This is a genomic window from Pigmentiphaga litoralis, assembly GCF_014651835.1.
Classification (GTDB): domain Bacteria; phylum Pseudomonadota; class Gammaproteobacteria; order Burkholderiales; family Burkholderiaceae_B; genus Pigmentiphaga; species Pigmentiphaga litoralis.
In genome coordinates this window covers 2,489,664-2,508,317 of the sequence record NZ_BMXQ01000001.1, presented here as the reverse complement: position 1 = coordinate 2,508,317, position 18,654 = coordinate 2,489,664, and the positions used below count along the sequence as shown (strand labels likewise).

19 protein-coding genes are annotated in these 18,654 nt (G+C 64.6%); 8 read left to right on the top strand and 11 right to left on the bottom strand.

Features of this window, described 5'->3' with window-relative positions; all coding sequences use genetic code 11:
• Nucleotides 1–14 precede the first annotated feature (14 nt).
• The gene (pyk, locus tag IE116_RS11345) at nucleotides 15–1,445 is read right to left on the bottom strand and encodes a pyruvate kinase (protein ID WP_189612494.1); all 1,431 of its coding nucleotides are present in this window, start codon (nucleotides 1,443–1,445) and stop codon (nucleotides 15–17) included.
• A gap of 137 nt (nucleotides 1,446–1,582) precedes the next feature.
• Between pyk and IE116_RS11340 the strand changes: the two genes are divergently transcribed.
• On the top strand, nucleotides 1,583–2,251 hold the full coding sequence (locus IE116_RS11340; RefSeq protein ID WP_189612492.1) for a dienelactone hydrolase family protein: 669 nt from the start codon (nucleotides 1,583–1,585) through the stop codon (nucleotides 2,249–2,251).
• Nucleotides 2,252–2,388: 137 nt separating this feature from the next.
• Nucleotides 2,389–3,183, top strand: coding sequence for a thymidylate synthase (locus IE116_RS11335; RefSeq protein WP_189612490.1), 795 nt, complete (start codon nucleotides 2,389–2,391; stop codon nucleotides 3,181–3,183).
• Here IE116_RS11335 and IE116_RS11330 read toward each other — a convergent pair.
• The gene (locus IE116_RS11330; RefSeq protein WP_189612488.1) at nucleotides 3,161–3,955 is read right to left on the bottom strand and encodes a hypothetical protein; all 795 of its coding nucleotides are present in this window, start codon (nucleotides 3,953–3,955) and stop codon (nucleotides 3,161–3,163) included. The two genes, IE116_RS11335 and IE116_RS11330, sit on opposite strands and share 23 nt — an antisense overlap.
• Nucleotides 3,956–4,058: 103 nt before the next feature.
• On the opposite strand from IE116_RS11330, the gene yccS reads away from it, so the two are divergent.
• The 3 genes from yccS (at nucleotide 4,059) to ettA (ending at nucleotide 9,222) form a co-directional block, all read left to right on the top strand.
• Nucleotides 4,059–6,410, top strand: a complete 2,352-nt coding sequence (yccS, locus tag IE116_RS11325) for a YccS family putative transporter (protein WP_189612486.1) — start codon at nucleotides 4,059–4,061, stop codon at nucleotides 6,408–6,410.
• Nucleotides 6,411–6,475: 65 nt separating this feature from the next.
• Nucleotides 6,476–7,492 carry a Bug family tripartite tricarboxylate transporter substrate binding protein gene (locus IE116_RS11320; RefSeq protein ID WP_189612484.1) on the top strand — a complete coding sequence of 339 codons (1,017 nt, stop codon included), beginning with the start codon at nucleotides 6,476–6,478 and terminating at the stop codon, nucleotides 7,490–7,492.
• A gap of 62 nt (nucleotides 7,493–7,554) precedes the next feature.
• Nucleotides 7,555–9,222, top strand: a complete 1,668-nt coding sequence (gene ettA, locus IE116_RS11315) for an energy-dependent translational throttle protein EttA (protein ID WP_189612483.1) — start codon at nucleotides 7,555–7,557, stop codon at nucleotides 9,220–9,222.
• Nucleotides 9,223–9,284: 62 nt separating this feature from the next.
• Here the strand turns inward: ettA and IE116_RS11310 are convergent, their stop codons facing one another.
• The 3 genes from IE116_RS11310 to IE116_RS11300 are packed head-to-tail and all read right to left on the bottom strand — an operon-like array spanning nucleotide 9,285 to nucleotide 11,648.
• Complete coding sequence (locus IE116_RS11310; RefSeq protein WP_189612482.1) at nucleotides 9,285–10,655, bottom strand: sensor histidine kinase; 1,371 nt, start codon at nucleotides 10,653–10,655, stop codon at nucleotides 9,285–9,287.
• Complete coding sequence (locus IE116_RS11305) at nucleotides 10,652–11,317, bottom strand: response regulator transcription factor (RefSeq protein ID WP_189612481.1); 666 nt, start codon at nucleotides 11,315–11,317, stop codon at nucleotides 10,652–10,654. The genes IE116_RS11310 and IE116_RS11305 overlap by 4 nt, the downstream gene beginning before the upstream one ends.
• Nucleotide 11,318: 1 nt before the next feature.
• The gene (locus IE116_RS11300) at nucleotides 11,319–11,648 is read right to left on the bottom strand and encodes a PepSY domain-containing protein (RefSeq protein WP_189612480.1); all 330 of its coding nucleotides are present in this window, start codon (nucleotides 11,646–11,648) and stop codon (nucleotides 11,319–11,321) included.
• A gap of 109 nt (nucleotides 11,649–11,757) precedes the next feature.
• Between IE116_RS11300 and IE116_RS11295 the strand changes: the two genes are divergently transcribed.
• Nucleotides 11,758–12,048 carry a PepSY domain-containing protein gene (locus tag IE116_RS11295; RefSeq protein WP_189612479.1) on the top strand — a complete coding sequence of 97 codons (291 nt, stop codon included), beginning with the start codon at nucleotides 11,758–11,760 and terminating at the stop codon, nucleotides 12,046–12,048.
• A gap of 41 nt (nucleotides 12,049–12,089) precedes the next feature.
• Here IE116_RS11295 and IE116_RS11290 read toward each other — a convergent pair whose 3' ends face one another.
• Entirely contained in the window at nucleotides 12,090–12,890 is an 801-nt protein-coding gene (locus IE116_RS11290) for a ferritin-like domain-containing protein (RefSeq protein WP_189614569.1), read from the bottom strand.
• Nucleotides 12,891–12,968: 78 nt separating this feature from the next.
• Here IE116_RS11290 and IE116_RS11285 point away from each other — a divergent pair, with 78 nt between their 5' ends.
• Both IE116_RS11285 and IE116_RS11280 read left to right on the top strand, forming a co-directional pair.
• Nucleotides 12,969–13,151, top strand: a complete 183-nt coding sequence (locus tag IE116_RS11285) for a hypothetical protein (RefSeq protein WP_189612477.1) — start codon at nucleotides 12,969–12,971, stop codon at nucleotides 13,149–13,151.
• A gap of 116 nt (nucleotides 13,152–13,267) precedes the next feature.
• Entirely contained in the window at nucleotides 13,268–13,495 is a 228-nt protein-coding gene (locus tag IE116_RS11280) for a YMGG-like glycine zipper-containing protein (RefSeq protein ID WP_189612476.1), read from the top strand.
• A gap of 56 nt (nucleotides 13,496–13,551) precedes the next feature.
• Here the strand turns inward: IE116_RS11280 and IE116_RS11275 are convergent, their stop codons facing one another.
• The 5 genes from IE116_RS11275 to IE116_RS11255 all read right to left on the bottom strand — a co-directional run bounded on the left by IE116_RS11275 (nucleotide 13,552) and on the right by IE116_RS11255 (nucleotide 18,577).
• A complete protein-coding gene (locus IE116_RS11275) occupies nucleotides 13,552–14,232 on the bottom strand; it encodes an isochorismatase family protein (protein ID WP_189612473.1) in 681 nt (226 codons plus the stop codon).
• Between the two features lie 47 nt (nucleotides 14,233–14,279).
• Complete coding sequence (locus tag IE116_RS11270) at nucleotides 14,280–15,278, bottom strand: Bug family tripartite tricarboxylate transporter substrate binding protein (RefSeq protein ID WP_189612471.1); 999 nt, start codon at nucleotides 15,276–15,278, stop codon at nucleotides 14,280–14,282.
• Between the two features lie 97 nt (nucleotides 15,279–15,375).
• Nucleotides 15,376–16,578, bottom strand: a complete 1,203-nt coding sequence (locus IE116_RS11265) for an FAD-dependent oxidoreductase (RefSeq protein WP_189612469.1) — start codon at nucleotides 16,576–16,578, stop codon at nucleotides 15,376–15,378.
• A 57-nt stretch (nucleotides 16,579–16,635) separates the two neighbouring features.
• Entirely contained in the window at nucleotides 16,636–17,694 is a 1,059-nt protein-coding gene (gene gtdA, locus IE116_RS11260) for a gentisate 1,2-dioxygenase (protein ID WP_189612466.1), read from the bottom strand.
• Between the two features lie 7 nt (nucleotides 17,695–17,701).
• Entirely contained in the window at nucleotides 17,702–18,577 is an 876-nt protein-coding gene (locus tag IE116_RS11255) for a fumarylacetoacetate hydrolase family protein (RefSeq protein WP_189612463.1), read from the bottom strand.
• Nucleotides 18,578–18,654: the final 77 nt, after the last annotated feature.

The following is an 18,654-nucleotide window of genomic DNA, read 5'->3' as shown; positions in this document are numbered from 1 at the left end:
CTTTGTGCCCCCGCTCAGCGCGCCGCTTCGCCCACCGTCGCAATGCGCAGGATATTCGTCGTGCCCGATGACGCAAACGGCAGCCCGGCCGAGATCACCACCGTCTGCCCCTGCGTGGCGAATCCTTCGCGCAGCGCGATCTCGCACGCGTAGTCGGTCATCTCGCCCACCGTCGCCACTTCGTGCGTCTGCACCGCATGCACGCCCCACACCAGCGCCAGCAGACGCGCCGTGGTCAGGTTCGGCGTCATGCCGATGATCGGCGCCTCGGCCCGCTCACGCGACATGCGCAGTGCCGAATAGCCCGACCGCGTGTATGCAATCGTGGTGGCCACGTGCAGCAGGCTGGCCACGCCGCGCACGGCCCGGCCGATCGCGTTGGCAATGTCCGCGGGCGGCGGCGTTTGCGATGCTTCCATGACCTCGCGGTAATGCGGGTCGGCTTCGGTCTGCACGATGATGTTGTTCATCATGGTCACGGCCTCGATCGGAAACTTGCCCGATGCCGACTCGGCCGACAGCATCACCGCATCGGCGCCGTCATAAATGGCCGTGGCCACGTCCGATGCTTCGGCACGCGTAGGCACCGGCGCGCTCACCATCGACTCGAGCATCTGCGTGGCCACGATCACCGGCTTGCCGACCCGGCGGCACGCCCGGACGATGCGTTTCTGGATCGCCGGCACCTGCTCGGCGGGCATCTCGACACCCAGGTCGCCGCGCGCCACCATCACCGCATCCGTTTCGGCCACGATGGAATCCAGTTCGGCAATCGCCGCGGGCTTTTCCAGCTTGGCCACGATGCGGGCACGGTCGCCCACGATCTGTTTGATCTCGCGAATGTCTTCGGCGCGCTGCACGAACGACAGGGCCACCCAGTCCACGCCCAGTTCCAGACCAAAAGCCAGGTCCGAATGGTCCTTGGCGGTCATGGCCGACAGCGGCAGCACGACGCCCGGCACATTCACGCCCTTGCGGTCGGACAGCAGCCCGCCGTTGATGACGACGGTGTCCGCAAAGTCGGCACCGTGCTGCTGCACGCGCAGCCGGATGCGGCCGTCATCCACCAGGAGGTCGGTGCCCGAAGTCAGGGCGGCAAAGATTTCCGGGTGGGGGAGGGGCGCGCGGGTGGCATCGCCCGGCCGGTCGGCGTCCAGGTCCAGCCGGAAGCTTTGACCCTCGGTCAGCACGACGGCGCCGTCGGCGAACCGGCCCACACGCAGCTTGGGGCCCTGCAGGTCCATCAGGATGCCGATCGGGCGACCGACCTCGGCTTCGAGCGCGCGCAGCGTGGCGACGCGCGCCTGGTGGTCGGCCTGGGTGCCGTGGCTGAAATTCAGGCGGAAGACGTCGGCGCCGGCATGGAAGAGCCGGGCCAGGGTGGCCGCGTCGCTGCTGGCCGGTCCGACGGTGGCGACGATCTTGGCGTTTCTTGTTCTGCGCATGGGGTCTCCTGACGATCGCTGGGGGCACTGCTTGGAAAAGTATAGACGCCTCAGGTTTCACAATCTGCGTCGCGTCCATCCGGAGTTGGCGGTATCGTTGCCGTCGGTAGTTTCACCAAGCACTCAAAAGGGACATCATGGGACAGATCATTTCGCTGACTACAGACGACGGCAACCAACTGAGCGCCTACCGCGCTGACCCGACCGGCACGCCGCGGGGTGGGCTGGTGCTGGTGCAGGAAATCTTCGGTGTGAACGGGCACATCCGCAGCGTGGCGGACAAATTTGCGTCCGAAGGCTACCTGGTCATCGCGCCGGCCTTGTTCGACCGGATCGAAAAGGGCCTTGAACTGGGCTACACGCCCGACGACGTGAAGCGCGGCGTGGAACTGAAGGGCAAAGTGTCGCTGGACCAGGCCCTGACGGACGTTGCCGCTGCGCTGAAGGTCGCCGCCGAGGCGGGCAAGGTCGGCATCGTGGGCTACTGCTGGGGCGGGCTGATTTCGTGGGCTGCCGCGTGCAAGGCGGACGGTTTTGCCTGCGCGGTGCCGTACTACGGCGGCGGAATCCAGAACATGATCGGCGAGCAGCCCAGGATCCCCGTCATGATGCACTTTGGCGACCAGGACCACTCGATTCCCCTGCCCGAGGTGGAAAAGATCCAGGCCGGGCACCCGGACATCCCGGTGCACGTGTATTCGGCCGGCCACGGCTTCAATTGCAGCGAGCGGGGCTCGTACGACGCCGACGCATCGGCCAAGGCGTATGAACGCACGCTGGCATTCTTTCGCCAGCATATTGGCTGATTGATCCGCGTTTCGCCGGGATGCACAGGCCGTGCAGGCCCGGCTAGGGCGTTCATGGGCCTGTCAGGCGGCCGTCATGTAGCAAAAGGCGATGCCGCCTACAATGGGCGTACAGAATTTCTATACAGCTTGCTCCCATGCGCCAATACGAAGATTTCATGCGCCACGTGTACCAGCACGGGGTACACAAGACGGATCGCACCGGCACCGGCACCCGGTCCGTCTTCGGACACCAGATGCGGTTCAATCTGGCCGAAGGTTTCCCCCTGGTCACCACCAAAAAGCTGCACACCAAAAGCATCTTCATTGAATTGCTGTGGTTCCTGCGCGGCGACTCGAACGTGGCGTGGCTCCAGGAGCGCGGCGTATCGATCTGGAACGAATGGGCGCGTGCCGATGGCGATCTGGGCCCGGTCTATGGCGTGCAATGGCGCAGCTGGCCCACGCCCGCTGGCGGACACATCGACCAGATCAGCCAGGTGGTCGAGCAGATCAAGAAAAACCCCGATTCGCGGCGCCTGATCGTCTCGGCCTGGAACGTGGCCGACATCCCGCAGATGGCCTTGCCCCCGTGCCACGCGTTCTTCCAGTTCTACGTGGCCGACGGCAAACTATCCTGCCAGCTGTACCAGCGCAGCGCCGACATCTTCCTGGGGGTCCCGTTCAACATCGCCAGTTACGCGCTGTTGACCCACATGGTGGCCCAACAGTGCGACCTTGAAGTCGGTGACTTCATCTGGACGGGCGGCGACTGCCACCTGTACACGAACCACTTCGACCAAGTCGAATTGCAACTCGCGCGCGATCCCTACCCGTACCCGAAACTGGTCATCAAGCGCAAACCCGCGTCCTTGTTCGAGTACGAATACGAAGACTTTGACATCCAGGACTACCAGTTCCATCCGCACATCAAGGCGCCGGTGGCGGTCTGATATCGAGCGCTTCCGCCTTGCGGTCGCGCAACTGCAGTGCAAACCGCAGCGCGCCCGCGTCATGCAGGAAGTTCTTCGGTGCAACGTAGCGCCGGTCTCTGTCGTCGTGCCTGACGAGCCACATATTGGGTGTGTGGAACCAGGCGATCAGGGGCCAGGGATCGGAAACCGGGCCAAACCGCTTGAGGATATCCGCCACGACAGGCAAGGGTCGCATTGCGCCATCGAACTGGTAGGCAGGGAAGAGATCCTTTCCATCCGGCCCCGTTACCCCGAAGATCCTGCCGCGTCGTTTCCAGTCGGCAACGACGCGCGGGTGACCGTCCACGGTTTCCTGCAGCTCCAGCGCACTGATCCATTCGGTTTCCACCGTCAGGGTGCTGATCACGCGTCGCCGCTCGACCCGTTGTTTGACCAGGTTCGATGTGGGCGTGGCAAGACCAACGATCAGAGCCGCCAGCCGATCGGCATCTTGCAGTAGCGCCGGCCCAAGGATCCGCACCGCCTTGTTCAGGGCGATCTGCGCCGCGCGCTGCACTTCCGGTGACGTCGCGGCCGGCAGTTCGACGTGCAAGATCTCGCTCCGAGGCGCGCCGGGGGACCCTTCAAAATCTGAAAACGCCATTTCTTGCCACCTTTGCCATGTGACCCACCCGATAACGCAGATGTGGCAGATTTTCAGGTTTTTTGGATTTGAAGGGTGTCCCCCCGGCGTGGTTTTGTCCTGGTCATTCGAAGCCTCGCCGTTGTCGGTCGTCGGCTGCCGTGTCAAGCTGCGAATCCTTGCAGCAACAACCACTAGGTGTTTTCCCTAGGTCGTGCGATAGTAGACCTTCCATCGCCGGTTCCCCGGCGCACGGCTCATTCACGGCACTATGCGCGCACCGACCTTCGTCCACTTTCTCCGGCGCCTTTGGGCGCAAGACACCTTCGTCTACAGCCTGCGCGTGTTCATCGCGTTGGCGACGGTCATGGGCGTCTGCTGGCGGTTGGACAGGCAGGAAGCGCTGATCCCGGTCTTTCTGGGCATCATTGCCTGCGCATTGTCGGAAACCGACGACAGCTGGCGCGGCCGCCTGCGGGCGCAGATTGTCACGCTGGCCTGTTTTGCGGTGGCGGCGCTGTCGGTCAAGGCCCTGTTCCCCTATCCGTGGCTGTTTGTCATCGGGTTGTCGATCTCGGCATTCGGGCTGACCATGCTGGGCGCGATCGGCGAGCGTTATCGGGCGATCGCCTACGCCACCCTGATTCTGGCGATCTACACGACCATTGGCGTCGAGCACGCCAACGGCACCTCCGACCACTTCTGGAGTGAGCCGGCGCTGCTCCTGATCGGCGCGACCTGGTACGGCGCGTTGTCGGTGCTGTGGTGCGCGATGTTCGCCCACCAGCCCGTGCAGCAGAAACTGGCCGTGCTCTTTCACGCTTTGGGCGACTACCTGAAGCTGAAGTCGGCCATGTTCGAACCGGTGCGCGGCATCGATATCGAGTCGCAGCGCCTGCAGCTTGCGCAACTGAACAGCAAGGTCGTGACGGCGCTGAATGTGGCGAAGGAAAGCATTTTCAGCCGCGTCGGCCAGGCGCGGCCGGGGCAGAAGAACAGCCGGTATCTGGCGCTGTACTTCATCGCCCAGGACGTGCACGAACGTGCATCGTCGTCGCACTACCCCTACAACGAACTGGCTGACACGTTCTTCCACAGCGACATCATGTTCCGCTGCCAGCGCCTGTTGCGCTCGCAAGGGCGGGTGTGCCGCCGCTTGGCGCTGGCCATCCAGATGCGCCAGCCCTTCGTGAACGACAGCGAGGCGCAGCAGGCCAAGGACGACCTTGATGCGTCCATGGAATACCTGCGCGCGCAGAACAAGCCGGAGTGGAGCCGCCTGCTGCGCTCGCTGTCGGCCCTGTCGGGCAATCTGGGCGCACTGAATCGCCGGCTGGCGGGCGCGGGCAAGCAGGCGACGATCGAAGAGCATGACAGCACCTTGCTGGACCGCTCACCCAAGTCCTTCAAGGACGCGCTGGACCGCGTCAAGCTGCAATTGACGCCGGCCGCGCCCTTGTTCCGGCACGCGCTGCGCCTGGCGATTGCACTGGCGGTGGGCTATGGCATGGTGCATCTGCTGCATCCGAGCGAAGGCTACTGGATCGTGCTGACGACGCTGTTCGTATCGGCGCCGAGTTACGGCGCGACCCGCAAGCGGACCACGCAGCGGATCGGCGGCACCTTGATCGGGCTGGTGATCGGCTGGGCGCTGTTCAAGCTGGCGCCCGGGGCGTCGCTGCAGGCGGTGATCGCGGTGGTGGCGGGCGTGGTGTTCTTTGCGACCCGGGCCAGCCGCTACATGGTGGCGACGGCGGCCATGACCCTGCTGGTGCTGATGTGCTTCAACCAGGTGGGCAATGGCTATGACCTGATCCTGCCGCGCATGGTCGATACGCTGGTGGGCGGAATGATTGCCGTGCTGGCGGTGTTCGTGATCCTGCCCGACTGGCAGGGGCGGCGGTTGAACAAGCTGGCCTCGAACGCCGTGGCCAACAACGCCAGGTATCTGCGTGCGATCCTGGCGCAATACCGCACTGGCAAGCTCGATGACCTGGCCTACCGTACCGCGCGCCGCAATGCGCACAATGCGGACGCAGCGTTTTCGGTGGCCATGTCGAACATCCTGGCCGAGCCCGGCCATTTCCGGCGGGATGCCGACACGGGCCTGCGTTTCCTGGTGCTCTCGCACACGCTGCTGAACTACCTGTCGGGCCTGGGTGCGCACCGGGGCGATACCGTGCTCGATGCCCCGGGTGACCTGGCCATGCTGCAGCAGGCCGAACGCGTGGCCGCCGCGCTCGATGAAGTCGCCATTGGCTTGGCCGATCGCCGGCCGATCATGGTGCGCAATGCCGAAGAAGAAAGCCTGGCCGAGCAGCTCGAAACGCTGCCGGAGCACATCGACGACGCGCGCCGGCTGGTGCAGACGCAACTGGCGCTGATCACTCGCCAGCTGGCGCCGATCCGCAAGGTCGGAAGCCGTCTGCTGAACCAGGAACAACGGATCGATGCAACGGGGCCGGCCGCCGCAGGCACAGGCGCAGGCGATGGCGGTGGCGATGGCAACCCCACAGCAGGCGTGGCGGCGTCGGCGTCCAGCGGGCCGACGGCGGTCAGCGGGGTGCACCCGACCGACGCCGGGTCCGCCAAACCGTCACTGGACCGCGCGCACCCGGCCTGATGCCGTGAGCGATGGCGATGCCGGATCGAGCGCACGCAGTCGCGCCTGCGCGGCGATCCCTTACAATGTCCGGCTTCCCTCCCGCAAGTTTCCAAGCCGTGATACTCAAGCGTTTCTGCCTGTTCCTCGCCTCTGCCGTGTGTGCCGTCGGCGCTTCGCCTGCGTTTGCCATGACCCCGCTCTCGTGGCCCCAGAAGCCCGTCCGCATCGTCGTGGCCTATCCGCCTGCCGGCGTCAGCGACATCGTGGCCCGTGCCATGGCCGAAAAGCTGGCGGTCAGGCTGGGTCAGCCTGTCATCGTCGAAAACAAGGGTGGTGCGGGCGGCACGATCGGCATGGATGTCGTTGCCAAAGCCGCGCCGGACGGCTATACGATCGGCTTTTCATCGATCAGCCCGCTCGCGCTGAACCCCCTGCTCAGCAAGGTCGCCTACGACCCGTTCAAGGACATCACGCCGGTCGCCAGCGTCATGTTTTCGCCGGTGGTGCTCCTCGGGACGCCCGGCTTCACCGGTCAGGCCATGAATGATCTGGTTGCGCAGGCCAAGGCCAAGCCGGGCGCCCTGCGCTGGGCCACGTCGGGCCTGGCCACGGTCGGCCACATCACGCTGGAACAGTTCAAGCGGGCGGCCAATGTCGACATCACGCACATTCCCTACAAGGGCGGTGGCCAGCAGCAGAATGACGCGCTGGCGGGCCAGTTCGAAGTGCTGACGACCAATCTCGGCCCGCTGCTGAACGGCCACATCAAGGCTGGCAAACTGCGGCCGCTGGCCGTCGGTGCGCCCCAGCGCGTGGACGTCATGCCCAACGTGCCGACCTTTGCCGAACTGGGATATCCGAAAGCGAACCTGATGTCGGTGTTCGGCATCTTTGCGCCCGCGGGCACGCCGCCCGCCATCGTCACGGTACTGAACGCCGCCATCAATGACGTGCTGGCCATGCCTGACATCCGCGAGCGGCTGGTCAGCAGCGACAATGTGCCGACCGGCGGCACACCGGCCGACTTCGCCAAGGCGATCCGGACCGAATACGACAACAACCGCGACATCATCAAGCAAGCCAACATCACCCTGGAATGATCGGCCAGCAGAGGGGACACGCCCCCGCCCGCGCCTGATCGTCCCTTTATCGAGCACCCTCCATGGCCCAATACGTCTACACCATGCACCGCGTCGGCAAGACCGTGCCGCCCAAGCGGCAGATCCTGCGTGACATCTCTCTGTCCTTCTTTCCCGGCGCCAAGATCGGCGTGCTGGGCCTGAACGGCTCCGGCAAGTCGACGCTCCTCAAGATCATGGCGCAGATCGACAAGGACATCGAAGGCGAAGCCGTGCCGATGCCGAACCTGAACATCGGCTACCTGCCGCAGGAACCGCAGATCAATCCCGAATACACCGTGCGCGAAGCCGTGGAAGAGGGCCTGGGCTCGGTCTTCGCGGCCAAGAAGCGCCTGGACGAGGTCTACGCGGCCTACGCCGAGCCTGACGCCGACTTCGACGCGCTGGCCGCCGAGCAGGGCGAACTCGAAGCCATCATCGCAACCGGCAGCAGCGGCGGCGACGTCGAGCATCAGCTGGAAATCGCAGCCGACGCACTGCGCCTGGCGCCCTGGGACGCCATCGTCGGCAACCTGTCCGGCGGTGAAAAGCGCCGTGTCGCCTTGTGCCGCCTGTTGCTGTCCAAGCCCGACATGCTGCTGCTGGACGAGCCGACCAACCACTTGGATGCCGAAAGCGTCGACTGGCTGGAAGTCTTCCTGCAAAAGTTTCCGGGCACCGTCGTAGCCGTGACGCACGATCGCTACTTCCTCGACAACGCCGCCGAGTGGATCCTGGAACTGGACCGCGGCCACGGCATTCCGTGGAAGGGCAACTACAGCTCGTGGCTCGAGCAGAAGGACGCGCGCCTGAAGAACGAAGAGGCCAGCGAATCGGCACGCCAGAAGACCATCAAGAAAGAACTGGAGTGGGTGCGCCAGAACCCCAAGGCGCGCCAGGCCAAGTCCAAGGCGCGTATCGCGCGCTTTGAAGAACTGAGCTCGCACGAATACCAGAAGCGCAACGAGACCTCGGAAATCTTCATTCCCGTGGCCGAGCGCCTGGGCAACGAAGTGGTCGAATTCAACAACGTGAGCAAAGGTTATGGCGATCGTCTGCTGATCGACAACCTCAGCTTCAAGGTGCCCCCGGGCGCCATCGTCGGCATCATCGGCCCGAACGGCGCCGGCAAGTCGACCCTGTTCCGCATGATCGCCGGGCAGGAGACGCCCGATTCGGGCGAAGTCGTGACCGGTTCGACCGTCAAGACCGCCTACGTGGCACAGATGCGCGATGCGCTGGAAGACGGCAAGACCGTGTTCGACGCCGTGTCGGACGGCGCCGACATCCTGACCGTCGGCCGCTTCGAAATGTCGTCGCGCGCCTATCTGGGCCGCTTCAACTTCAAGGGCGGCGACCAGAACAAGATTGTCGGCAACCTGTCGGGCGGTGAACGCGGCCGCCTGCACCTGGCCAAGACGCTGCTGGCCGGCGGCAACCTGCTGCTGCTGGATGAGCCGTCCAACGACCTTGACGTCGAAACCCTGCGCGCGCTGGAAGACGCCTTGCTCGAATTCCCCGGCAGCGTCATGGTCATCAGCCACGATCGCTGGTTCCTGGACCGGATCGCGACGCACATCCTGGCATTCGAAGGCGACTCGCAAGTCACCTTCTTCGACGGCAATTACCAGGAATACGAAGCCGACAAGAAGAAGCGCCTGGGCGAAGAAGGGGCCAAGCCCAAGCGCCTGCGTTACAAGGCACTGAAGTAAGGCAGCAAGCCAGGCACAGGGATCGAAAAAGCCAGCACGATGTGCTGGCTTTTTTCATGGCTCTATTTTTTTACAGGGGTGCGTGGACTCGGCAGATCCAAGGTCACGCGCAAGCCTCCCAGGTCCGAGCGGTCCAGCCGCAGCCGGCCGTGATACGCATCGACCAGGTCACGCGTAATCGCCAGGCCAAAACCCGTCCCCGGCGTCGACTCGTCCCATCGCTGGCCCCGGTCGATGTGGGCCGTCTCGGCTTCCGACATGCCCGGGCCATCGTCTTCGATCACCACCGTCACGCGATCCCCTGAAGCACTCGCAGACAGCCGCACCTGGCTTGCCGCCCACTTGCGCGCGTTGTCCAGCAGGTTGGCAAGCAGTTCGGTCAGGTCACCTTCGTCACCGGCAAAACGCAGGCCTTCCGGCACGTCGCTGACCCAGGTCAATGCGCCGGCATCGGGCAAGGTCTTCAGCATGCGGAGGGTCTTGCGGCACACCACCGACACGTCGGCCGCCTGCTGACCCAGGGCGGCTGCCATGCCGGCCCGTGCGCGGGCCAGGGCGCGGTCGACGTGCCGGCGCATGGCGTCGATCTGCTCGTCGATGCCGGTGGCCAGGTCGGCCTCGCCTGCGTCCCGGGCCGTGCGCGCCATGGCGGCAAGCACGGCCAGGGGCGTCTTCAGGCCATGGGCCAGGTCGGCCGATTGCGTGCGTGCGCGTTCGACGGCGGCGTCCTGGAAACCGATCAGGCGGTTGAGGTCGTCAACGACAGGCTGCACTTCTTCGGGCACGTCGCGCGACAGCGTGCGGCGCCGGCCGGCGTGGATGTCGCCCAGGTCCGCGCGCAGGGCGCGCAACGGGCGCAGCGCAAGGTGAATGAAGAAGGCCATGGCCAGCACCAGGAGGACCGCCAGGGCAAGCAGCGAGGGCAGCAGCAGGCCAAGAAAGGACCAGCGCTCGGCCGACAACAGCGCTTCGTCGACCGCAACCGTGATCTGCAGGCGCTGTTCGCTGGCGCCCTGCGGGACCACGATCGTGCGCTGGATCGCCAGCAACTGGGCCGTTTCCGGTCCGGGAATCTCGTGCATGTCCAGGTCGCGCGCGGTGGTGCTGCCGGGCGGGTCCTGCAGCACGAAGTCCCACAGGGACCGGGACCGGAGCCCCTTGCCGCCGGGCCCATCGATCTGCCAGTACAGCCCGCCATAAGGCCGTTCGAAGCGCGGTTCCTGCGGTGGCACGTCGACCTGCAGCGCACCGGCCGTATCCACGCGGACCTGCGCGGCCAGCGTTTTCACGTGCAGATCCAGTTCCGTGGCGGCGCGTCGTTCTGCCTGCTCGTCAAAGATGGCGGTCAGGCCAACGCCGCCCAGTGCAAGCGCAAGCACGATCAGCAGCGCCGCCGCGCCAACCAGCCTGAACCGCAGGGACCGCGGACTCATTGAAACCGGTCGGGTACGAGGTAGCCATGCCCGCGCCGCGTTTCGATCAGGTCTACGTCCAGCTTGCGGCGCAGGCGGCCGACCAGGGCTTCGATGGCATTGGTGTCCCGGTCCGAATCACCGGAATACAGATGATCGATCAGCTCGCTTTGCGAGACGATGCGGCCGCGGTGGTGCAGCAGGTAGGACAGCAATCGATATTCGAGCGCGGACAGCGGCAGGGCGCTGCCGTGCACGGTCACCAGCCGGGTGCGGGTATCGACTTCGACCGGACCGGCCGTCAGCAGCGACGTGGTCTGGCCGACCGCGCGCCGGGTGATCGCCCGCAGCCGCGCCAGCAGTTCTTCCATCTGGAAAGGCTTGGCCAGGTAATCGTCGGCGCCGGCATCGATGCCTTCGACCTTGTCGCGCCAGCCGTCGCGCGCGGTCAGGATCAGCACCGGCGTCGTGACGTCGGACGCCCGAAGTCGCTTGAGCACCGACAGGCCGTCCATCTTGGGCAGGCCCAGGTCGAGCACGATCGCATCGTAGTCTTCGGTGCCGGCCTGGAACCATGCGCTTTCGCCATCGGTGCAGACGTCGACCGCATACTGCGCGCGCTCAAGGCCGGTGCGCACATCGGCCGCAATGCGGGGTTCGTCTTCGACGACAAGAATGCGCATATCAATCTATCTTCAGGATATCGAGCGAATGGGCGTCGACGTCGACTTTCTTGCGCCGCCCGTTGGAGGTGAGGACCTTGACTTCATAGACCCACCCCGTGTCTTCCCGGTCGAGCTCGATCTCGATGATCTCGCCGGGCACCTTGTCGCGCACGGTCCTGAGCACGGCCGACAGCGGCCGGATTTCGCCCTGCAGCAGCGCGTTGCGCGCGCGGTCCTGGTCCCTGTCCCTGTCGCGGTCCCGCGCGCCTGCCGGCGGCGCGCACACGGCAAGCAGGACCGCCAGCAGCAGCGCCAGCAGCGAGATAAGAAGGGCGGGTCGGTATGACATGCCGTCACCCTAACAAACCGAGACTGATAGAACGCTGACAGCGCCAGTCAGGGTAATCCGGGCGGCCGTTGCTACGCTGCGGTCTCAATGATCCCTTCCTGGAGTTCCCATGCGTCTGCTGCCTTCTGTCCTGATTGCCGTGTCGGCCCTTGGCCTGACCCTGTCCGCCGCACACGCCGCCGACAAATGCCCCTACCATCCGCGCGACACCTGGATCCCGATCGACCAGGCGATCAGCAAGGCCGAGGCGCTGGGCTACGACGTGCGCGATGTCGAAGCCGATGACGGCTGCTGGGAAGTCGAAGGCTATGACCGCAATGGCGCCAAGGTCAAGGTCTACCTGGACCCGGTGTCGGGCGAGGTGGTCAAGCCGTCCAGCTGGTTGAGCCGCCTGCGTTGACATTCCGGCGCAAGACAGGTCAGGCGCAAGACGGCGTGCGCCTAACGCAGGAACAGGTACCGCGTCAGCCGGTTCAGCGGATATTCGATGCCGGCCTGCATGCGGGGCGGCAGGTCCAGCGGCTTGAGCAGCATCTTCACGCTCATGTCCACGGGCAGGTTGCGCCGGATCAGAAGGCGCGTGCGGCGGCTGACGTCGGCCAGCCGTGCCGCATCGGCCTGCGGTTCGCGCACCGCCATCACATGCCGGATCGCGCAGTCCGCATCGTCGTTGCGGATCTCCATCAGGCGCCGCAGCAGGGCACCGAACACGGCACGGCGTCCGTTGCGTTCGCGCGCGTTGTAGTCGCAAAAGTAGCGGTATAAATATTTGTAGTGCCGCACTTCGTCGCTGCGGATGTTGTCCATCAGCGTGCGCAGCACCGGCTCGCTGGCATAGGCCTGCAGGCTGCGGTACAGGCTGGCCGTGCCCATCTCGACGACGCAGCGCGCGGCCAGTTCCAGCCCTTGTGTCGGCTCGAGCTCGTCAAGCGTGCAGCGCTGCGCATAGTCGGCAAAGAAGGTGCGATAGGCCGTGTCCCAGTCGAAGTCCGGCCAGACATGTTCGATATAGGCGCGCAGCGCACTGCCATGCTGCAGTTCTTCTGGTTCCCACTGCAGCGCAAGCCAGCGCGCCAAGTCGTCGTTGTCGCCGTAGTAGGCGACCAGATTGCGGGTGTAGGTGTCCGAGCCGCTCTCGACCATCGATGCGCTGGCCAGGACATAAAAGAGAATGTCGTCCTTCTCGACCGTGCGCGGGTCGATGTCGGCAAAAGGAATATCCTTGACGGACCAGGACGCCATGGAAAGAGCAGTAGACGGCACGCACAACCTCCGGGCACGCGCCGAAACCGCACAAAGTGTGGTCAGGACGCTATCAGCATGAAACAGCGCGTAACGGCGCAGCAGGGCCTGGCGTTGATGGCGCATCAAGGTCGTATTGATGAGCAGGCCTGCCGGCTCCAGGGGATCAGGGTACACCCGGCATCATGGCAGTTTGCTGAACGGCCGACAGCTTATCGCCGCTGCAAAGTCACGTTACATTCTGACATGGTTAAGCGATGACGCTGACACACGACCCCCAGCACATCTGTCAACCTACAGCCATGCGGTGGGTTAACAAGGTAATAGCGTTCGGGCCGCGGGCAGGTAACGAACATAATGCTTATAAGGAGTCCATCATGAATACATCGATTATTGCGAAGCTCGTCATCGGCGCGACCCTGGCCATCTCGGCGGTGGGTTGCTCGACCTGGGACGGTATGTCGGGTCGCCAGAAGAGCACGGCAGTTGGCGCAGGCGCCGGCGGTCTGGTTGGCGCGGCTGTGAGCGGCGGTGGCATTCTGGGTACGGTTGGCGGCGCTGCGATTGGCGGCGTGGTCGGCGACCAGGTTGGCAAGAACCGTTAATTCGGTACTGAACGAAACAGCCCCGTCCATGGAAACATGGGCGGGGCTGTTTTTTTTTACTTCAGATGTTCGGCCACTTCACCCGACGTCATCACATCGCCGAATTGCTGGATGAAGGTTTCCAACGTTGCGCGATGCTCTTCGTCCGACAGGGCGGCCAGGCAGTCCGATACCATGATCGGAAAGAAGTCGAGCATCATGGCATCGCGGCCCGTCGACTCGCAGCACACATTGGTCTTGGTGCCTGCGATCAAGAGATTCGTGATGCCAAGACTGCGCAGGCTACGTTCCAGTCCCGACGATCCGCTGACCAGCGCGCTGTAGCGATTCTTGACGATGTGCACGTCTTCGGGATGCACGTCCAGGCCATGCCACAGCGCATCCGCCGTGGGCCGCGGCGCGTTCATTTCGATTGTGCGCGCGCGCACGTCCTGCGCCACGAAGCGGTCGTAGAAGCCCGACCAGTCCGAGCTGTCTCCGATCCGCGCGTTGGCATGAACGACCCACACCACGACACCGCCCCGGTCCCGCAACACCTGCGCCAGCGCATTGATGTTGGGCACGATGCTGCGTGACATCGGCACCTCGCCCGCGCCGCCCTCAGCCACGAAGGTGGGCTGCATGTCGATCACCACCAGGGCCGTGGTTCTGGCGTCGATACGATCGAACAGGTGGTGGCGTCCCCGCCGCGCAACCACGCGGTCGATGATGTGGGGACGGATGTCGATGTCATGCATGGCGAGTCCTTGACGATGGCTGAACAATCGTCAGCATACTGCCGTCTTCACTCGGGCGTGATGCCGGCCGCCTTGATGACCTTCTGCCACTTGGTGTATTCCGCCTTCGAGATCGCCTGCAGTTCCGCCGGCGACACGCGCTTGGAAATGACGCCCTGCTTGGCCAGCGTGGACTTGACCACGTCGGTGTCCGACAGGCGGTTGATCTCGGCGTTGAGCTTGGCCACCACATCCGGCTTCATGCCCTTGGGGCCGACCACCGAATACCATGCCTCGGCGTCATAGCCCGTGGCGCCCACGCTCGCCAGCGGCGGGATGTTCGCGTATTGGGTGTCCTGTTCCTTGCGGGTCGAACCCAAAATGACCGTGCGCTTTTCCTGCACGAACGGCGCGGCGATATGCACCGGCTGGAACATGGCCTTGATGTGGCCGGCCAGCAGGTCGGTCGTGGCGCCGGCCGAGCCCTTGTAGGGTACGTGGACCATGTTCAGGTTCAGCGGCGCCGCCAGCATTTCCATGCACAGATGGTGGAAGGTGCCCTTGCCCGGCGAACCGTAATTGACCTTGCCCGGGTTCTTCTTCACGTATTCCACAAACTGCCCGAAGGTCGTGACTTCCAGCGACGGATGCACGCACAGCACGAAGTTCGTGTAGCCCACCATGGCGATCGGCTGGAAGCTGTCCAGCACATCGAACGGCACCGCGTTGTAGACGAAGGGCAGGGTCAGCGCCGTATTGGTGCTGAAGGCGATGGTGTGCCCATCGGCAGGGGCCTTGGCGACCGCACTCAGGCCGATGATGCCCGAAGCGCCGGGCCGGTTCTCGACCACGAAGGGTTGGCCGGCGGTTTCGGCCAGGCGTTGCGAATACAGGCGCGCGGCCAGGTCGGGGGTGGTGCCCGGCGTGAACGGCACGATCACCTGCACCATCTTGTCGCCAAGGCCGAGTGCGTCGGCGGCGGCAAAGGCGCGGCTGACGCTCAGTCCGCCAAGAACCATGGCCGCGATGAATTCGCGGCGGCCCAATCCGGTAGTCGTTTGCGACATCTCATGTCTCCAGTGCTTTTATGAATACGGCTTTTTTGATCGGGTGGGCCGCCACGGTTCGTACCGTTGCGGCGATACGGCTGTGCTGCCCGCGTGGTTACGCGATCTCGTTCGCGCGGCGCACGCTGGCAATCATCGACGAATTGATGAGGAATTGTCGATGGGCATCTTTGTCCTTGGCCGTGGCGCGCATTTCGTCCAGGCGCTGCTTGCGCACTTCCGGGTCGCGCTCTTCCAGCAAACGCTTGTTGCGGATCGTGATGGCCTGCACGTACTCGACGTTGACCGTGCGGCGCTGCCGCTCGTAGCGCGTCAGCACATCGTCATCGGCGCCGTTCTGCATCACCTGCGCAATCTTGTCGGCCAGGTTGATGGCGTCGTGGATGCCGCTGTTCAGGCCCATGCCGCCCAGGGGATTGTTGACGTGCGCGGCGTCGCCGGCAATGAACACCCGCTGGTCGCGGAAGTTCTTGGCCACGCGCTGGTGCACGCGGTACACGCTCTTGTACGGAATGTCGTAGTCGATGTCGGGCGACAGAAAGCCCTTGATCTTGCCCTGCACCGACTCGGGCTGGAGCACTTCGGCGTCATCGGCGTCACCCTTGATCGGGAACGCGATCCGCCAGATGCCATTGCCATCATGGGGCTGGATGAAGATGGCCGTCCATTCGTCGGGGTCGGCGATATAGGCGTTGCCGGTATAACCCTGCTGGCGCAGGTCATAGGGCGTCGCGAACACCAGGAAACGTTCCGGCCACGTAAAGCCTTCGAACTCGGTGCCCATCGTCTTGCGGACCACGCTGCGGGCGCCGTCTGCGCCGATCAGGTAGCTGCCGCGGATTTCGCCCGCGCCGTCCGGCCCGTCGAAGGTCACGGTCACGCCGTCGGCATCCTGCGTGTAGCCGGTGCAGCGATGGCGATACATCACCTTGGCGTTCGCGTGCTGCTGCAGCGCCTGGTAGGCAATGTTCGACAGCTTGTGCTGCTCCACATGCAGGCGGAAGGGGTAGGGCGTCAGGTCGGCAATCAGGCCAAGGTCGAACTGGGCGACCAGGCCCGTCCTGCGATCGCGGATCTGCCACTCGGGCACCTGAACCGCACGGCTGCGCAGCGTTTCGCCGATGCCCAGCGTATCGAGCATCTCGACGGTAGGCGGATGGAAGGTGCCTGCGCGCAGGTCTTCAGGAATGTGCGACTCGCCTTCGAGCAGCACGACGTCGATGCCTTTCTGTGCAAGCGAAAGGGCGGCCACGAGGCCGACCGGGCCGGCGCCCGAAATGATGACTGGGTGTTGTGCCATGTCTCTGCTTTATTGAATGTCGTTGATGCGTGGCGTTCGGGCGGGCGGCGGACGCGCTCAGACGCGGCCGCTGCGGTTCTCGCGGTACAGCGCCAGGGCTTCCTGCACCGGGCGGTCCGAGAAGCTGAACAGCACCGCATCGTCGCGGACCGAGAACGTATGCGCGGCCCAGCTGGGGATCACGAAGACATCGTTGGGCACCGCGGTAAACCGCTTGTCGCCCACCTGCACGTCCACATCGCCTTCCAGCACGGCGAACACGGTGCCCGACGAACACTGGTAGGGCAGGGTGGTCGTGCCGCGCGGCAGCAGTTGCGCGTAGGCGCCCATGGTCGGCATCGGCGCGCCGCCGGTCAGCGGATCGATGTAGCGCAGCTTGTAGCCCAGGCAAGGATCGGGCGGGCCGCCGGCCTGCATGCCGAACAGCGACTCGCGCGTGCGGGCATACGGATAGCAGAACAGCGGCGATGCCTTGTTCGGTGCGGGGGTCCAGTCGACCGGCGCCATGCCGTTGCCATACCGCAGCACGCTGTCGCCGACCGGGCGCTGCAGTTCCTGGCGGTCGTCATCGGACGACTCGGCAAAGCTGGCGTCAAGCGCCGCAACCAGTTGAACGTCCAGACCGTCCAGCCAGACCATCGGCTTGTCGCTGTCGTTGCCATGGTCATGGAAGGTCCATGAAGGCGTGGTGACGAAGTCGCCGCGCCGCATGATCGTCTTCTCGCCATTGACGGATGTGTAGGCGCCGTCGCCTTCCAGGATCAGCCGCAGGGCCGATTGGGAATGGCGGTGCGCACGGGCGACCTCACCCGGCAGGATGCACTGCAACCCGGCATACAAGGACGTCGTGATCGCCGCCTTGCCGCGCAGGCCCGGGTTTTCCAGGATCAGCACGCGGCGCTCGGCCTCTTGCGCCGTGATCAGGTCGGTCGCTTCCGTGATGTAGGCGCGGACCTGCTCATAGGACCAATGCGCGGGCACGCACGCTGACGTGGGCGTCTTGGTGACCAGATTGTGCAGCTGTTCCCACAGCGGCGCCAGGTTGTCCTGCCCGATGCGGGCATAGAACGCCTCGCGCTCGGCGCGGATCGCCTCGGGGGTTGCAGGTGAGGTCATGTCCATGTCAGCCCCGGACGGCAACGTCCATCTTGCCGATTTGATCGATGCTGGCGTGCATGACGTCGCCCGCCTGCACCGTGCCCACGCCTTCAGGCGTGCCGGTCATGATGATGTCGCCGGGGTACAGCGTGTACACGCTCGATGCCATCGCGATGAGTTCAGGAATGCCGGTGATGAGGTCGCGCGTGTTGGCGTTCTGGCGCGGCTCGTCATTGACGTGGATCGAAAAGCCCAGCTGGCCCGGTTCGGCGATTTCGTCGGCGGTCACCAGGTAGGGGCCGAGCACGCTGTACGTGTCGGCCGACTTGCGATAGCTGCGGTCTTCGGTGCCGCGAACGGTCATGTCCAGGCCGATCGAATAGCCGGCCACGACCGACATCGCGTCGGCTTCGGACACGTTCTTGCATTGCTTGCCGATGATGACGGCCAGCTCGACTTCGTGGTCGTTGCGGCGGCCAGGAAAGTGGATCTGCACGCCTTCGCCCGCACCGACGATACCCGTCGCGTTCTTCAGGAACACGCCGAACTTGGCGACCGGGCTCTTGAAGCCTTCATAGTGCGCAACATGCACGCCGTTGTGGATGCCGGCGTCGGCCAGCGACTCGTCCACATGCGCGTGGTAGTTCAGCGGCGCGGCAATGATCTTGGCGGGCGTGGCGACCGGGCTCAGCAGCTTGACGTCGGAAATCGGGATGCCCTTGGCGCCTTCACGCGCGGCCAGGATCGCCGGGGTCAGCCGCGACAGGTGTTCGATCAGCAGATCGCCCGGGGCCACCGGCCAGGTCAGGGTCGGCAACTGTTCCAGCACGGACGACACGTCGTACACGGTATCGTTTTCGACCAGGCCCAGGCGGCCTTCGTTGTAGCGGCAGATTCTCATGGTCCGACTTCCTGAAATTTTTGATCGTGTTCTAATTTTGAACGTGCTCAATATTAGGGTTCCGCGAGCACTGCTGT